General features: G+C 43.1%; 13 protein-coding genes. 8 read left to right on the forward strand and 5 right to left on the reverse strand.

Translation table 11 applies throughout. From position 1 onward, the window contains the following. The first annotated feature begins 12 nt into the window (after window positions 1–12). From BMW86_RS26380 to BMW86_RS26390, 3 genes are all read left to right on the forward strand, one after another. On the forward strand, window positions 13–2,535 hold the full coding sequence (locus BMW86_RS26380) for a DUF5686 and carboxypeptidase regulatory-like domain-containing protein (protein ID WP_089785686.1): 2,523 nt from the start codon (window positions 13–15) through the stop codon (window positions 2,533–2,535). Window positions 2,536–2,992: 457 nt separating this feature from the next. Further along, window positions 2,993–3,199, forward strand: coding sequence for a hypothetical protein (locus BMW86_RS26385; RefSeq protein ID WP_089785688.1), 207 nt, complete (start codon window positions 2,993–2,995; stop codon window positions 3,197–3,199). A gap of 105 nt (window positions 3,200–3,304) precedes the next feature. Beyond that, window positions 3,305–4,339: an oxygen-dependent tRNA uridine(34) hydroxylase TrhO gene (locus BMW86_RS26390; protein WP_089785690.1), complete on the forward strand. Its 1,035-nt coding sequence runs from the start codon at window positions 3,305–3,307 to the stop codon at window positions 4,337–4,339. 135 nt (window positions 4,340–4,474) lie between these two features. Here the strand turns inward: BMW86_RS26390 and BMW86_RS26395 are convergent, their stop codons facing one another. From BMW86_RS26395 to BMW86_RS26410, 4 genes are all read right to left on the reverse strand, one after another. Next, window positions 4,475–5,134, reverse strand: coding sequence for an efflux RND transporter periplasmic adaptor subunit (locus tag BMW86_RS26395; protein WP_143056701.1), 660 nt, complete (start codon window positions 5,132–5,134; stop codon window positions 4,475–4,477). 85 nt (window positions 5,135–5,219) lie between these two features. Next, window positions 5,220–6,614, reverse strand: a complete 1,395-nt coding sequence (locus BMW86_RS26400; protein WP_089785694.1) for a sensor histidine kinase — start codon at window positions 6,612–6,614, stop codon at window positions 5,220–5,222. Next, a complete protein-coding gene (locus BMW86_RS26405; protein WP_089785695.1) occupies window positions 6,611–7,300 on the reverse strand; it encodes a response regulator transcription factor in 690 nt (229 codons plus the stop codon). Before BMW86_RS26405 ends, BMW86_RS26400 begins: the two co-directional genes overlap by 4 nt. 258 nt (window positions 7,301–7,558) lie before the next feature. Beyond that, window positions 7,559–9,529: an ABC-F family ATP-binding cassette domain-containing protein gene (locus BMW86_RS26410; RefSeq protein ID WP_089785697.1), complete on the reverse strand. Its 1,971-nt coding sequence runs from the start codon at window positions 9,527–9,529 to the stop codon at window positions 7,559–7,561. A 66-nt stretch (window positions 9,530–9,595) separates the two neighbouring features. Between BMW86_RS26410 and BMW86_RS26415 the strand changes: the two genes are divergently transcribed. The 4 genes from BMW86_RS26415 (at window position 9,596) to BMW86_RS26430 (ending at window position 14,412) form a co-directional block, all read left to right on the forward strand. Continuing rightward, window positions 9,596–10,174 (forward strand): DUF3347 domain-containing protein, encoded by a 579-nt coding sequence (locus BMW86_RS26415; RefSeq protein ID WP_089785699.1) that lies wholly within the window; start codon window positions 9,596–9,598, stop codon window positions 10,172–10,174. Between the two features lie 178 nt (window positions 10,175–10,352). Next, complete coding sequence (gene thrS / locus BMW86_RS26420) at window positions 10,353–12,293, forward strand: threonine--tRNA ligase (RefSeq protein WP_089785701.1); 1,941 nt, start codon at window positions 10,353–10,355, stop codon at window positions 12,291–12,293. Between the two features lie 195 nt (window positions 12,294–12,488). Next, window positions 12,489–13,241 carry a translation initiation factor IF-3 gene (gene infC / locus BMW86_RS26425; RefSeq protein ID WP_089785703.1) on the forward strand — a complete coding sequence of 251 codons (753 nt, stop codon included), beginning with the start codon at window positions 12,489–12,491 and terminating at the stop codon, window positions 13,239–13,241. 190 nt (window positions 13,242–13,431) lie between these two features. Further along, window positions 13,432–14,412, forward strand: coding sequence for a cation diffusion facilitator family transporter (locus BMW86_RS26430; RefSeq protein ID WP_089785705.1), 981 nt, complete (start codon window positions 13,432–13,434; stop codon window positions 14,410–14,412). Window position 14,413: 1 nt separating this feature from the next. On the opposite strand, the gene BMW86_RS26435 is transcribed toward BMW86_RS26430, so the two are convergent. Beyond that, a complete protein-coding gene (locus BMW86_RS26435; RefSeq protein WP_089785707.1) occupies window positions 14,414–15,610 on the reverse strand; it encodes a serine hydrolase domain-containing protein in 1,197 nt (398 codons plus the stop codon). Between the two features lie 292 nt (window positions 15,611–15,902). Between BMW86_RS26435 and serA the strand changes: the two genes are divergently transcribed. Next, window positions 15,903–17,141: a phosphoglycerate dehydrogenase gene (serA, locus tag BMW86_RS26440; RefSeq protein WP_089785709.1), complete on the forward strand. Its 1,239-nt coding sequence runs from the start codon at window positions 15,903–15,905 to the stop codon at window positions 17,139–17,141. Window positions 17,142–17,182: the final 41 nt, after the last annotated feature.

Genomic DNA, 17,182 nt, shown 5'->3' on the forward strand with positions numbered 1-17,182 from the left:
ATCAAATCGAGTATGCTTAGATCTGTGCTGGCCATTATTTGTTGCCTGAGTAGTTATTTCTGCCAGGCAGGTGTTATCCGTGGTAAAATTACCAACGAACACAAAGAACCACTGCCATTTGCTACCATTTTAATAAAAGGGACTACCGCAGGTACTACCTCTAATGCTGCAGGACAATACCACCTGGAGTTACCCCCTGGTAGTTATACCATTGTATGCCAGTACATGGGATATAACAGAACGGAAAAACAGGTGACGGTTACCGATGCGGAACAGATCATAGATCTGACCTTATCTCCCCAAAGCATGCAGATCAAAGAGATCGTGATAAAATCGGATGGAGAAGATCCTGCTTATGCCATCATCAGGAATGCCATTAAAAAAAGAAGTTTTTACAGACATCAGGTAGATGAATATACCTGTAACGACTATATCAAAGGCATGTTCAAACTACGGAATGTGCCGGACCGCTTTTTTGGAAAGAAAATAGATAAAGATGACCTGGGCGTGGATTCAACTGGTCAGGGAGTTGTTTTCTTATCAGAATCCCTTACAAAGATTGCCTTCCGTGAACCGGATGACCTGAAAGTAGAAGTGCTCTCATCCCGCCAGAGTGGTGGAGGATTGGGCTTCAGTTTTCCTGCCTTTATAGAATTGTATGATAATAATGTAACTGCGGTATTCTCCCAGTTCAGTAAACGGGGATATATTTCTCCCATAGCAGAAAATGCATTGTCTTTTTATAAATACAGGCTGGAAGGCGTATTCCAGGACGATGGTAAGACCGTCAATAAAATAGCTGTTATCCCAAAAAGGAAATTCGAACCCCTGTTTTCCGGTTATATCTTTATTACAGATGATGACTGGAGGATTCATAGTGCAGACTTGTTGCTAACAAAGGATTATGAGCTGGAACTGATGGATACCCTGCGTATCCGGCAGATCCATGTGCCAGTAAATAATGACGTATGGCGTACTAAAGACCAGGTGATTTACTTTGCTGCCAAACAATTCGGGTTTGATATGACAGGTACTTCTGTAAATGTCTATTCGAATTACAACCTGAAACCGGAGTTGCCTAAGAAATACTTCGACAATACCATTTTGAGATATGATACGGCTTTTGATAAAAAGAAGGTATCCTACTGGGATAGCATCCGTCCTGTACCGCTGGAAAAGGAAGAACTGAAGGATTTCCATGTAAAGGACAGTACTGCGATGGCCAACCGGGATAGCCTGAAATCTTCCCGCCATCTGGATACCCTGCGTAAAAGACAGCCAGGGGTAAAAGTAACCGATTTTCTGTGGAGTGGGGTAAGACATCAGTATTATTTCCAGCGGGATACAGGAATTTATTCGCATCAGCTGGAAATCAAAGGGTTGTTACAGCAACTTGAGTATAATACTGTAGAGGGGCTGGTACTAAGTGTGGAGCCGAGCATCAATTTTAATCTGCCCCGGAAACAACAATTGAAAATATCCCCTTTTATAAGATATGGTTTCAGCAATACCCATCTCAATGCATATGGAGATATTAGCTGGTCAAGAGAAAGCCGGCTGGCGAATCATTATGGCCGTGATGCCTGGACATTGTCCGGCGGGAAAAGGATTTCCCAGTTCAATCATGAAGATCCCATTAGTCCAATTGCGAATGCATTTTATACCCTGTTGCTGAAGGAGAATTATATGAAGCTGTACGAGAACAGGTATGCAGCGCTTTCCTATAAACGCCGGTTTGAATCGGATGCGGTACTTTCCCTGGGAGTAACTTATGAAGACCGCTTTCCTGTAGAGAATACCACCGACTTTGTGATCTTCAAAAATGCACGTAAACAGTTCTTACCCAATCATCCATATGAGCTGGCTGACATTCCGTTTAACAGGAATCAGGCGCTTGTCCTGGACCTGGGATTCTCTTTCCAGCCCGGACAACATTATATCGCATTGCCAGACAGGAAGATACCTGTAGGCTCTAAATACCCGACTTTCAGTGTGGGATACAGTAAAGGCATACCGGATATCGGGGGAAGTGATGCTAACTTCGATAAATGGAAGTTCCACATCAATGACAATATGAATCTCAAGTTGTTCGGTCAGTTTTTCTACAACCTGGGGATAGGAGGGTTTCTCAACAGTAAACAGGTAGATCTGCCTGATTATCAGCACTTCAACGGTAATCAAACGTTTTATAACATGAAGTACCTGAATAGCTTTCAGCTGGCTCCTTATTATAAATACAGTACCGTTGCACCGTTTTATGCCACAGCGAATGTGGAACATCATTTCAACGGATTGCTGACTAACAAGGTACCGTTGTTAAAGCAACTGAAGTGGAACCTGGTGGCAGGGTCCAATGCATTTTATGTCAATAAGGATAATAATTATGTGGAAGTCTTTGCCGGACTTGAAAATATATTCAAGCTGATAAGGGTAGATGTGATTGCCGGATATCAGAGTAAAGATAATACCCGGATCGGGGTCAGGGTCGGCTTCGGCGGATTGTTTGGCGGTATGATCAGATCAAGACCAAATTAATAAACCTTATTATATTTTGGGTGCAGGGCGAAGCCCTGCAAAACTCCTTAATAAAAAAAGGAAGGCCTTATATTCCGGGCCTTCCTTCAACTTCTTCTTATTTTGCTTTTCTTGTCTTGTAGCTTGCTTTCGGATCACGATCGTAAAAATAAGCTAAGATGCGGTATATCCATAAACCTGCTATCAGGTAAACGATGTAAAGAAAAATTGTACTCATAATTAACATTTTTGGGTAACACTATAATTTTGCTTGTCCGAAACCATTAATCCAAAAAGGATGCCAACTTACAAATAATTCATATACAATATAAATCAGATAGTTATAACGGTTCAGATATGAAATTTATTCATTGAACAATTTGTAAGTGCGGCATGTTATAGATATGTTAAACACAATTCAAGCCAGTTTAACGGCTTTATCTATCACACTTTAGTGTTAATCGTAAATGTGACCCTTATGAAAAGAATTGCACTCATCGCATTTATCGTTGGCATACTTATGGCTTCCCTGGCTTATGTTGCCCAACTCTGTGAATGGCAGGATTTACCCGCATTTATGACAATAGGCTTTGCCGGTTATGTACTGATAATCAGTGCAACAGCTTATTATCTTACTTCAATTCTGTACGAATGGTCTAAAGAAACGGAAGCCTGGCAGGGCTGAAATTTTAAGAGATTTTGTTAACTTTGCGGCTTCAACCGGGAGTAAAACCCGGTTAAATTGAAATTTTGCTCACAAGGCAAGTGTTCTTAAAATTTCTATAAGTCAATGGCATTACATAACAGAGTCTCTGCAGACCTGCTAAAACAGCAGCTGGCAGCCGAATCATTCCGGCGCGTTACCACATCATTTTACCAATACGCAAAAATTGAGGATCCAAATGCTTTCCGCGACCAGTTGTATGAACAACTGTTTGCACTGGGCGTATTTGGCCGTATTTACGTGGCACATGAAGGCATCAATGCCCAGGTAAGTATCCCTGAGCATAACTTTGAAGCCTTCAGAAGCTGCCTTTATGACATCTCTTTCCTGAATGGCATCCGCCTGAACATCGCTGTGGATGATGACGGCAAATCTTTCTGGGTGCTGAAAATCAAAGTACGTGAGAAAATAGTGGCTGATGGGATAGAAGATCCCACTTTTGACATGGCCAACAAGGGAAAATATCTTGATGCTGCAGCTTTTAACCAGCTGACAGAAGACCCGGATACCATTGTTGTGGATATGAGGAACCACTATGAGTACGAAGTGGGGCATTTTGAACAGGCCATCGAAGTCCCATCTGATACTTTCCGGGAACAATTGCCTATGGCAGTGGATATGTTGCAGGATAAAAAGGACAAAAACATCGTGATGTACTGTACCGGAGGTATACGTTGCGAGAAAGCGTCTGCCTACATGCTACATAACGGGTTTAAGAATGTATTCCACCTGGAAGGGGGAGTTATAGAATATACGAATAAGGCAAAGGAGCAGGGCTTACCGCTTAAATTCAAAGGGAAGAACTTTGTATTTGACGACAGGCTGGGAGAGCGGATCACTGAAGATGTGATCAGTCAGTGTCACCAGTGTGGTAAACCCTGTGATACACATACCAACTGTAAAAACGATGGTTGTCATCTGCTGTTCATCCAGTGTGATGAATGCGCTGCTGCATATGAAGGCTGTTGTAGTACTGAATGTCAGTCAGTTTTACATTTACCGGAAGAAGAAAGGGCTGAGTTGAGAAAGGGAATTGATAAGGGACAGATGATCTTTAATAAATCCAAACAGCGGATAAGACGCAGGTTGAATGAGGACTAAAATGAAAAAACCGCCCCGCGTTGTTTCTTCTGCGGCGGGGCGGAGTAATTGAGCATGAAAACAGTTCAAACAAATGATACATCTGAATGCGCTGTGTTTGCATGTCCATTCTATCAACCTATATGCGAACTAAATTTAATTATCACTCAGCGCGTTATAAATCTGCTGCTGATGTGCCGATATCACACTCTCGCCTGCATTGAGCCCTTTACTGATGTAGGTAACATCACCTGATGTAGTGTATGTTTCTACTTCCCGCACCTGGATATTGTACTTATCTTTAAATACAAGCACAAAGTTCTTACTGTGATCTTCGATGATGGCGGTTTCAGGAACGGCTACCATATCATCTCCTTCGTCACAGCGAAGTACTACCTTGGTGAACATTTCGGGTTTCAGCGCTTTTCCGGCGAAATCCATTTTTATACTGAGTTGTCCTGTCTGTAATAAAGTATCGGTGAGGGCATGAACGCCATCCACAGTACCATGAAAGATCTTGTTAGGTAAAGAAGCAGTTACTACATCTGCCCTGTATCCTTTTGTTACATGAGATAAATCTGCTGCTGCTACATTCACAACTATATCTGTGCTTTCGTTTTCTGCTACCTTCCCGGAGAAATGGAGTTCCATTAATACAGGTTCTACATCAGCGGTATCTATCCTGATTGTCTTCAACATGGTATCACTTAGTACAAAAGTCTTCTTTGTTACACCACCCTCTACCTGAGGATGCTTACATCCCTGCAGATACATTCCGGAGGCAAATAACAGGCAGAGAAGAAAATTGCAATTCATATATCATGGTAGAATAGGTGCAAAGCTCCGCATTACTACTTAAAGGGGCCTTTAAGGATACTTAAAAAGTGATTAAAATGTTAAACTACTGATAGGTGTGGGGGAGGATAACAGTAAATGTAGTGCCTTTACCAGCTACAGAAGAAACGGAGATATGTCCTTTATGCAGCAGTACGATCTTTTTACAGATGGACAGTCCTAATCCGTGTCCACGGGTCTTCTGCGCATTGGCGCCCCTGTAGAAAGGTTCGAAGATCTTGTTCAGTTCTTCCGGCAGGATACCAATCCCATTGTCAGTAACCTGGATCTGTATGTTATGGGTGAAGAAGTCGATGCTTACATGTGCAGCATTGTCCTTAGAGAACTTAAAAGCATTATCCAGCAGGTTAAAGAATAATACCTTCAGCAGGCTTTCGTTCCCTTCACAGATCAGTTCTGTATCCTGCTCCGGTACTTTGATGAAACGGATATCTACTTTGGGGCCCCGGCTGTTTTCAGATACAGGACTGTGTTTCAGCCGGATCAGGTTACCCATTTCCAGCAGCAGTTCATCTATCCGTACTTTATTAAAAATGAATTTCTGTTGATTCAATTCTGATTGTGCCAGCTGTAACAGTCCGTTACTGAGGTCTGACAGGTTTTCCGCGTCTTCCAGTACAGAGGCCAGGATATCCTGGTAGACTTCTTTTGTTCGTTCCTTGGATAACGTTACCTGCAACTGACTGATGATAGCTGACAAGGGGGTACGCAGTTCGTGGGAAGCATTACTTACAAAGCTTTTTTGCAGGTCAAAAGCATCACTCAGGCGTTGCAGCATGGTGTTGAAATTAGCCCCCAGCTGGGCGATTTCATCTTTCCCCTTAGCGTCTACACTATTCCCCTGTAGATTATTAGCGTTAATGGTTTTCACCTGCCGGACAAGTTTGTCTATGGGCTGTACCATATTCCGGGCAAAGAAATAGCCGATGACGACCAGCAGGATTACGGCTACAATGATCTCTATTATAAGGATACGCTTTAGGTTCTGTAAGTTCTGAAACCCATATTTATCAAAAGAAGAGACGATTACGATAACGGATACACTTCCTTCGGTATAATATACACCTACCAACTCCCCATTGGCCTTTTCATGGCTGAATTCCCCATTCTTTTTAATATAATCCAGCAGGTAACGGGAAGTACGGATAGCCGTGTCTTTCAGGTTAGCGTAGAGCAGGTCGTATGAAGGGTTGTATACCAGGATGGTTTCTTTATAGAGGTCCTGGAAAGTGGTTTTATCCAGCTTACGGAGCAGGTCTATTTTCACTTTATCATCTTCAATGATCACGTTGGCAATAGAACGGGCCCGGTATTCCAGGCGTTCCAGGTATTCTGCCTGGCGTGACTGGGCAGAGAAATAATAAGCAAGAATAGCAAAGGTGTTCAGCAGTACAAATGCTGAAATGGCGTAGGAAAGCGCTATTTTATATTTGATCTTCACTCTTCGGCCAGGAAATATCCCATCCCTGTTTTAGTATGCAGGAGCTTATTGGGAAAGTCTTTATCTATCTTTTTACGGAGAAAGTTCATGTATACTTCTATCACATTGGTACCGGTATCAAAATCGATATCCCATACCTTTTCTGCTATCACCAGTTTGGAGATCACTTTCCCTTTGTGCAGGGCCAGGAATTCAAGTAACTGGTATTCTTTGGCGGTTAAGGGGATCTTTTTACCACCTCTTATTACTTCTTTCTTTTCCCGGTCTATTTCCAGGTCTGCTATCACTATTTTATACTGGGAGTTCTGCTGTACTTCTGATCCTGCGCGTTTGAGGAATACGCGGATACGGGCCAGCAGTTCTCTGAAGTCGAAAGGTTTTACCAGGTAGTCGTCGGCACCTATTTCAAATGCCTGCATTTTATCTTCCATACCACCCAGGGCAGTGAGCATGATAATAGGGATGCGGTTATTCCGGCGGCGGATCACGTCACATACTTCATATCCGTTGCTATGAGGAAGGTTCAGATCGAGGATTACCAGGTCGTAGTTATTGCTGGCACCCAGGCTTTTGCCCATGCGCCCATCGTATGCAACGTCTACTTCAAAGCCATTCTCTTCCAAACCCTTTTTAACGGCATTTGCTACTTTGACTTCATCTTCTACTACCAGTATCTTTTGCATCATTTAGCATTAGCTTTTATCCTACAAACAAAGGACTCTGTTAGGAGCCTGTTATATTTTGATACAAATTCCGCTTAGTTAAGCTCCGTTAGGAGCTCCGTGTTTGTAGCAAAAAATGATCTTCTCTTTATTGACTCCGTAGGAGTCCCCTAAGTCGCGAATATCAGGGGACTCCTACGGAGTCAGTGTTTTGTTGTTTATTACGTTTGCTACAAACACGGGGCTCCTAACGGAGCCAATTAAGTAGCTTTATTATCTTTATTACCCTTCCAGTTCCATTAGCTTCTCGAACGCCTTTTCATATTCCTCATTTGCCTTTTTCAGGTCTCTTCCTATTTGGGCGTATTCAGATTCTACCTGTTGGAAACGTTTTTTATCCGCATATATTTCCGGATTATTCAACGCTTCTTCCAGAGATGCCTTTTTAGTATTTAAAGCTGCCAGTTGCTCTTCCAGTTGCTGGAACTGGCGTTGCTGTTTCTGGATTTCCTTCTTTTTATCTTTATCAATAGCTACTCCTTTAACAGGGGTATTAACTATTGGCGCTGCTTTTACTTCTTTTTTTTTTGACTCATTGCTGTCAGAAGCATTCGCCAGTTGTTTGGCAGCCGCTGCCTGTTGCTTTAAAGTCTCTGCCTGACGTTTTTTAAAGTCTTCCCACTCGGTGTAGGTGCCTTTAAATTCCTTGATCTCTCCATCTACAATCTCCCATATTTTATTAGCCGTCTGACTTACAAAATAACGGTCGTGCGATACGAGAACATAAGTACCATCGAACTTGGACAATGCATCAATCAGCATTTGTACGGAGTTCATATCCAGGTGGTTAGTAGGCTCATCGAGCAGCAGGAAATTCGCCTGGCTGATGATTGTTTTGGCGAGGGCCACACGTGCTTTTTCACCTCCGGAAAGGATACGGATCTTCTTGTACACATCATCCCCTGTGAACAGGAAGCAACCTAACAGGTTACGGAGTTCTACTTCAGAACGTCCGCTACCGCAGTTCTTCAGTTCATCCAGGATTTCACTGTCGAGGTCCAGGCTTTCCAGCTGGTGCTGAGCGTAGAAGCTGGTTACTACGTTATGGCCGGGGATACGTTCGCCTTCCATTTCGTCTGTACCGGCAATCAGGCGCAGCAGGGTAGACTTACCCTTACCATTCGCACCGATCAGCGCTATTTTATCACCACGGCTGATTTCAGCGCGGGCGTTATCCAATATTGTTAAGGAGCCGAATTTCTTGCTTACATCGTTGAGGGTAGCAATGATTTTACCCGGTACTTTATCCGGGGTAAAAGTGATCCTGATTTTGGAAGGACCGCCATCTACCTGTTCGATTTTATCCAGCCTGTCCAGTCTTTTCATCGCACTCTGTGCCTGGGCCGCTTTGGAAGCTTTGGCTTTGAATCGTTCGATAAAACGTTCCTGCTGGCGGATATATTCCTGCTGGTTTTCAAAAGAACGCTGCTGCATTTCGCGGCGCATTTCCTTCTCTATCTCATAATCCTCATAACTACCGGTGTAGTGATGGAGCTGTTGCTGATAGAGTTCCACAATCTTGTTCACCATCCTGTCCAGGAAGTAGCGGTCGTGCGATACAATGATCACCGCTCCATTATAACTCTGCAGGTATTTCTCAAGCCATTCGATAGAAGGAAGGTCAAGGTGGTTGGTAGGTTCATCGAGCATCAGCACATCCGGCTGTTGCAGGATCAGTTTAGCCAGCAGTACGCGCATACGCCATCCACCGGAAAACTGGTTATAGGGACGCTCGAGGTCTGCGGTGCTAAAACCCAGACCTTCAAGCACTTGTGCAGAGCGATGGCGCATATTATAGCCATCCAGTGCTTCAAACTGGTGCAGTTTATCGCTGAATTCAATCAGGAGCGCTTCTTCCTGGTTGTGTTCCAGCTCTTTAGTGATGCGTTCGATGTCTTTTTCGATCTTCTGAGCTTCCTCGAAGGCGGTCATGCCTACTTCCAGGATAGAATCATCGGATTCGAAGCTCAGCAGGTCCTGGTTGAAAAATCCAAGAGAAAGGTTCTTGATCTTGTTCACGCTACCCTTAGAAACAGAGTATTCCCCATTGATAACCCGTAAGATAGTAGACTTCCCGGTACCGTTCATACCTATTAATCCAACACGGTCACCTGGTATAATGTGCCAGGAGGCATTCTCTACAATGGCTCTGGCGCCAAACTCAAAAGTAATATCCTGAAGTGCTATCAGCATTGTCTAAATTAATTGAAAGGTGCAAAGGTAGTGCTTTATCTTTGCCACAAAAAGCGAATATATAATATGAAGGGCATTATTACTATATCATTACTCTTTTATGTACTGATCATGACGGCGTGTAATCAGCCTGCGAAACAGGAACAGCAGGAAAAACAGGGTGATCAGGGAGTGTTACAGGCCCCTTATGCCGCGGAATTCTATGATTCTTTACAGGTGGCTATGGATACCTATTATGACCTGACGCAAGATTTAACGGAAGGAAATATCACTTATGCCGATAAATGGGCCGGATTACTGAAACAGCATATTGATAGCCTGCCCCTGCATACCCTGCAAATGGATTCCAGTCGCCTGGAACTAATGAGGACCAATGCGGGCAGTATCAGTTCAGAACTGGCTGGCATGCAGGGAGAGAAAACCATGGAGAACAAGAGGGCCGCCTTTGAAATGGTATCCGATATGTTGTTCGACCTGGTGAAAACCACCGGTTTAAAGGGTAAAACCGTTTACCGTCAGTACTGCCCGATGGCCTTTAATGACCGGGGAGCTTACTGGATCAGTAAGAGTACAAAGCCTCAAAACCCATATTTTGGAAAGGATATGCTGTCTTGTGTACAGGTAACCGATAGTCTTAAATATTAAATTGGCTGTTGTGTTGATGCAGTATTGCCTGTTAACTTCGCCCTGTGTAACCCAACAGTGTGTAACCCTTATTTTAACAGATGTAAAAAATGCCCATCAATTTACTTAACTTCGCAAGCCAATTTTATAAGCAACGTAAAAGCAAACAACAATAGCTGAAGAATAACAGCTCAACAGTATGATTAACATTACATTTCCGGATGGCGCAGTTCGTCAGTATGAAGCAGGAGTAACTGCAATGGACATTGCCAAATCTATCAGCGAGGGTTTGGCACGAAAAGTTTTGGCAGCAAAAGTAAACGGGCAGGTCACGGACATGGCCCGGCCAATAACAACGGATAGTACCCTGCAATTACTCACCTGGACGGATACGGAAGGTAAATCTACCATGTGGCACTCTTCTGCCCACCTTATGGCAGAAGCCCTGGAATCCCTGTATCCGGGTGTTAAGTTTGGATATGGCCCTGCTATTGAAAACGGTTTCTATTATGATATAGACCTGGGAGACCGCAGCATTTCTGATGAAGATCTGAGAAAGATCGAAACTAAAATGGCTTCCCTGGCTAAGGAAAACAGTGTGTACGAGCGTAAGGAAGTGAGTAAGGAAGATGCACTGAAGTACTTTACCGAAAAAGGCGACCAGTACAAAATTGAAACAATCAACGAATTACAGGACGGTTCTATTTCCTTTTATACACAGGGTAACTTTACCGATCTGTGCCGGGGACCTCATATCCCCAGTACAGGTTTTATAAAAGCAATAAAACTGACCAATATAGCCGGTGCATACTGGCGTGGGAACGAGAAGAACAAGATGCTGACCCGCATTTATGGTATCACTTACCCTAACCAGAAAGAGCTGGATGAATACCTGCACCTGCTGGAAGAGGCTAAGAAACGTGATCACCGTAAACTGGGTAAGGAACTGGAACTATTCGCTTTCTCCGAGAAAGTGGGATTAGGTTTGCCACTGTGGCTGCCAAAAGGAGCTATGTTGCGCGAACGCCTGCAGAGCTTTTTACAGAAGGCCCAGATGGATACCGGTTATCTTCCGGTAGTGACCCCGCATATTGGTAACAAGAACCTGTATATTACTTCAGGACACTACGAAAAGTACGGGAAAGACAGTTTTCAGCCTATTCATACACCTGAAGAAGGTGAGGAGTTCATGCTGAAACCAATGAACTGCCCGCACCATTGCGAAATATACAAAACCAGCCCTAAGAGCTATAAGGATTTACCCGTGCGTTTTGCTGAATTTGGTACCGTTTACCGTTACGAACAGCATGGCGAATTGCATGGTTTAACCCGTGTAAGAGGCTTTACTCAGGACGATGCGCATCTTTTCTGCCGCCCTGATCAGGTAAAGGATGAGTTCTTAAAAGTGATAGACCTGGTATTGTATGTATTTAAAAGTCTGAGCTTTACAGACTTTACCGCACAAATATCTTTAAGAGATAAAGACGACAGAAGTAAGTATATTGGATCGGACGAGAACTGGAACCTGGCAGAACAGGCCATTATCGAATCTGCAGCTGAAAAAGGCCTGAAAACTGTAACTGAGTATGGGGAAGCCGCATTTTACGGTCCTAAGCTCGACTTTATGGTGAAGGATGCGCTGGGTCGTAAATGGCAGTTGGGAACCATACAGGTAGACTACAATCTTCCTGAGCGTTTTGAGCTGGAATACATCGGTGCTGATAATCAGAAGCATCGCCCGGTAATGATCCACCGTGCACCGTTCGGATCACTGGAAAGGTTTATCGCTGTGTTGATAGAGCATTGCGCTGGAAAATTCCCGCTTTGGCTGACACCTACACAGGTTAAAATATTGCCTATCAGTGAGAAGAACCAGGAATATGCAGAAAAAATAGCGAATTTGTTAAAAAATGTGGAAATTCGCGCTGAGATTGACGATCGTAACGAGAAAATAGGGAAAAAGATCAGAGAAACAGAACTGGCTAAAGTACCTTATATGCTGGTATTAGGTGAAAAGGAAGCGGCTGATGAAAAAGTTGCTGTTCGCCGCCAGGCAAAAGGAGATATCGGCACTATGGACCTTGAACAGTTTATTGAACTGGTAAAAGAAGAAGTAGCCAGCAAGAGGCCTTTTGAATAGACGTTCAGAAATACACAGGTTCATAAAATATATTTTTAACTGATTGAACTTTTGTATTTTCGGGTACGTTAATTGCTTGAAGTCCATATTAAAATAAGATAGTTCGTACGATATTAATCTGGTTAAAAGTCAGACATTTATGACTATCGTTAAAGATTATGGACAATTATTAATTTAGTAATTTTATTCTTTTTAATGCCACAAGGACCCAGACCAAGTAGTTTTAACAGGGGAGGAAGAAACCCCAATTTTCGCAGAGAACAGCAACAAGAACATCGTACTAACAGGATGATCCGTGTACCTGAAGTGCGATTAGTTGGAGAGAACATTGAGGTTGGTGTATACCGCACAGAGGAAGCCCTGCATATGGCAGAACAGCAAGGGTTAGACTTAGTAGAAATTTCTCCGAATGCCGTACCTCCCGTATGCCGCATCATAGACTATAATAAATTCCTTTACGAGAAGAAGAAGAAGGAAAAGGATATGAAGGCGAAGGCGCACAAAAGTGAGGTGAAAGAGATTCGCTTTACGCCTAATACGGATGACCATGACTTCGACTTTAAAGCAAAACATGCTGAGAAGTTCCTGAAGGATGGTAATAAAGTAAAAACATACGTACAATTCAAAGGCCGTGCTATCATGTTCAAGGAACGTGGTGAGCTGATCCTGCTGAAGTTCGCTGAAAGGCTGGCTGAAGTAGGTGTACTGGAAGGTATGCCGACCATGGAAGGTAAACGTATGATTGCCATCTTCGCGCCTAAAACCGCTAAGAAGAAGATGGATACCAAAGAAGCGAAGGAAGAACGCCAGGAACGTCAGGAACATCGCCAGGCAGCACGTGAACAGAGAGACGCAGCCAGAGAGCCACGTCCTGCTCCCGCAGCTACTGAAAGCAGACCTGTAGTACCTGCAGCTCCTGCAACGCCGCCGGAAAGCAAACCGGAATAATTCTTAATTACTTGGTGCAATTATATCAAATGGACCCGGAGCATTCGTTCCGGGTTTTCTTTTGTTTTGTTTTTTGGGTGCAGGGCGAAGCCCTGCAAAACCCTTTGTTTTTTTGTAATGGTGCGAAGCACCATCACAAAAAAACTACTATGTAATTATTTTCCTTTTCTTTGTGCATCAATCTAATGTTTTGAAGAGAAAAGAATTGCGTGTCATCTTGATATCGCTGATTGTGAGTTTTATATTAACAGGTACTAAGTTCACGGCCTGGTTCCTTACACACTCAGTTGCTATCCTTTCTGACGCACTGGAATCTATTATCAATGTAGTAGCAGGAGCCTTTGCCTGTTACAGTATTTATCTTACCGGTAAGCCCAAGGACGAGAATCATCCTTACGGACATGGGAAAGTTGAGTTTTTTTCTATTGGTTTTGAAGGAGCAATGATTTTCATTGCAGGCTGTCTGATCTTATTTAAGGCCGGGCAGTATTTCTTTATCCCTGCTCCACTGGAGCATGTGGATAAGGGTATCTGGATTATAGCGGTTACCACTCTGGGCAATCTCTTTCTTGGGATATACCTGATGCGCTATGGCAAACAGACGTCATCTGTTACCATTTCCGGTAATGGACAGCATATTATGACAGATGTGTATAGTAGTGGAGGGTTAGTAGCTGCCTTGTTGCTCATTAATTTCACCGGGTGGACATGGATAGATCCCCTGGCTTCTGCATTACTGGGTACACTGATACTCCGGCAGGGGTATCTGCTGTTACGACGCTCTATATCAGGTCTGATGGATGAAACGGATATGCAGGTGGTAGATCATGTGATCAGTATTATCTCTACTCATCGTCGTCCGCAGTGGATTGATGTACATAATATGCGGGTGCAGCAGTATGGCAATAACTATCATATTGATTGTCATCTCACTATGCCTTATTACCTGAAATTAAATGAAGGACATGAAGAACTTAAGGTGATAGAACAACTTGTAAATACTGAATTTACTTCCGGAGAAACGGAGTTCTTTATTCATATAGATCCCTGTATCCCTGTTTGCTGTCATTATTGTCAGCTGGCGGAATGCCCGGTACGTAAACATGCTTTTACAGGGACCATCCCCTGGACAAGGGAGAATGTTTTACCGAACAGGAAACATGGGGAGTAAATTATTCTTCTCCTTCCTCATCACCATTACCGTGTCCCATAATCGCGCTGATTGGTTTCACGGCATGATAAATATTACGGTTGTATTTATTTCCCAGGATGATAATGGTGGTAGTATCTTTTATAATACGGTAGAATACGGTGTTATTGCCATGCCACCATCCGTTATGGTAAACGATCTCGGTGCTGTCCGGATAAACCATCAGTCGCCAGCCTAATCCATAATTACGGACGCCAGCCTTTTCATGGCTATAAGGGGTATAAGCCGCCTTGATAGTTTCCGGACTGAAGATCTTATCACTATACATGGCCTGGTCCCATTTCAGCATATCCTGTGCGGTACTGTAAATCCCCTTGTCACCGATCACACCATCAAAATAAGTATCCGGTTCAGCCTGACCATTATATTTATGACTCACCGTCTGATGAGGACGAGCCGCTGTAGAAGGATCATATACAAAGGTATTATTCATGCCCAGGGGTTCAAAGAACGTTTGTTGCATGAAGGTGCCGTATTTTTGTCCGCTTACTTTTTCAATTACTGTACCCAGCAGCATAAAGTTGGTATTACAATACTGAAAATGGGTATTGGGCTGATGCTGAACGGGTGGTTTATGCTTTTCCATCAGGGCAATCACATCCTCATTGGTCAGGAATTTATCCTTATCCGGCCATATGCTATCGCAGAAATAAAGGTAATTAGGCAAACCGCTACGGTGTGAAAGGAGCATACGCAGGGTAATGCCCTTATATGGAAAACCGGGAATGTATTTCAATATATTATCGTCCAGGCTCAGTTTCTGTTTTTCGGCCAGCCACATAATGCCCATACCGGTAAATGTTTTGGAAACGGAAGCCATCTGGAAAGAAGAGCTGTCTGTGATGAGAGATTTAGTACGGTAATTCTCCAGGCCATGGTATTGTTCAAAGATGACAACCCCTTTTTTAGCCACTATAATCGATCCGTTAAATCCTCCCCTTAATAGCTGGGTTTGGTAAAAGTTAGCCAGTTCCTGTTGTTGTGCCCTGGTATGAGGCGAGTTCAACACTGCTGTTGTAACCTCATCAGGAACAGTTTTATTAATAGTAGTATCTTGTTTTTTGTTCTTTCCTCTATTATTTGCTGCATTGCTGCTGCATGCGGACACGGCTGAAAATGTAATCCCGGATATAGTTAGTACAATAAGTGCTGCTTTCATTCTGCAAGTTCGATACGATTCGTAGTTATAAGCGTAAGCGTTAAATTTATGACCTAATGACTTGTTACACAAAAAAAAGAGATAGTAAAGTGCAATTTTAAAGGTATTTTAAGTTTTAATGCTTAAAAATTTCAAAAAGTGCCTAAATGAGGGCACATTTTTGACAAAATTAAATTTGACAGCCCAACTGTTTGATTATTGCGTAACATCTTTTAGGTTTGTGACCTGTTTGCCCCTTATATCAATTATTAAGCCAATTGAAAAGTATAGGGAAATATATAAATTATAAGATATGGATCAGCAAAAGTTGACAAGTTATCCGAAGGAGAAGATTAATATTTTATTGTTGGAAAATATCAGTGATGCTGCAGCAGCAGAGTTTACATCGGCTGGATATGCTAACGTAAAAAGATTGTCGGGCGCACTGAACGAGGAGGATCTGATCCGCGAAGTAAAGGATGTACACCTGTTGGGTATCCGTTCCAAAACGCATGTCACCAAAAAAGTACTGGAGGCCGCACAAAAGCTGCAGGCGATTGGGTGTTTTTGTATAGGCACCAACCAGGTAGATCTGAAAAACGCCATGGAACATGGTGTGACCGTATTTAATGCCCCATATTCCAACACCCGTTCTGTAGCGGAACTGGTGATAGGGTTATCGATTATGCTGATACGCCGTATTCCGGACAAGAACGCTGCTGCCCATGAAGGGAAATGGATGAAAGAGGCCAAAGGCAGTTATGAACTGAGAGGCAAATCGCTGGGTATTGTAGGGTATGGTAATATAGGCAGCCAGTTGAGCATCCTTGCGGAAGCAATGGGTATGAACGTGCTTTATTACGATATTGAGACCAAACTGCCATTAGGCAATGCGACACAGGTGAGAACACTGGAAACACTGTTCGAACAGGCAGATATCATTTCCCTGCACGTACCATCTACGGAAGGTACCAATAACATGATCACCAAAGACATCCTGTCTCATGCCAAACACGGGGCTATTTTCATCAATTACGCACGTGGTGAGGTGGTTGACCTGGATGCATTAAAGGATGTACTGGTAAGTGGTCAGTTATCCGGTGCCGCGATAGATGTATTCCCGGTAGAGCCTGAAAAGAATGGTGCTGCATTTACTTCACCTTTACAGAAGTTACCGAACGTGATTTTAACACCACATATCGGGGGAAGTACAGAAGAAGCGCAACACAATATTGGGCTGGATGTAAGCAGTAAAATGCTGAACTACCTGGAAAAAGGAGCCAGCTTTGGTTCTCATACTATTCCGGCTATCAATGTTCCTGCTATTGATCATACACACAGGATCCTGCATATTCACGAGAATGTACCAGGTGTATTGTCTGAAATAAATACGGTGTTATCTAAGAATAAAATCAATATTCTTGGTCAGTATCTGAAGACAAGTGATACTATTGGTTATGTAGTGCTGGATGTGGATACCAAATTATCCAAAGAAGCATTTTCATTACTGAGAGAAGTGAAACATACTATTAAAGCAAGGTTACTGTATTAGTAGCTGATAGCTAAATGAAAAAGGTTGGAAGATAATTCTTC

Source organism: Chitinophaga sp. YR573 (assembly GCF_900110995.1).
GTDB lineage: Bacteria > Bacteroidota > Bacteroidia > Chitinophagales > Chitinophagaceae > Chitinophaga.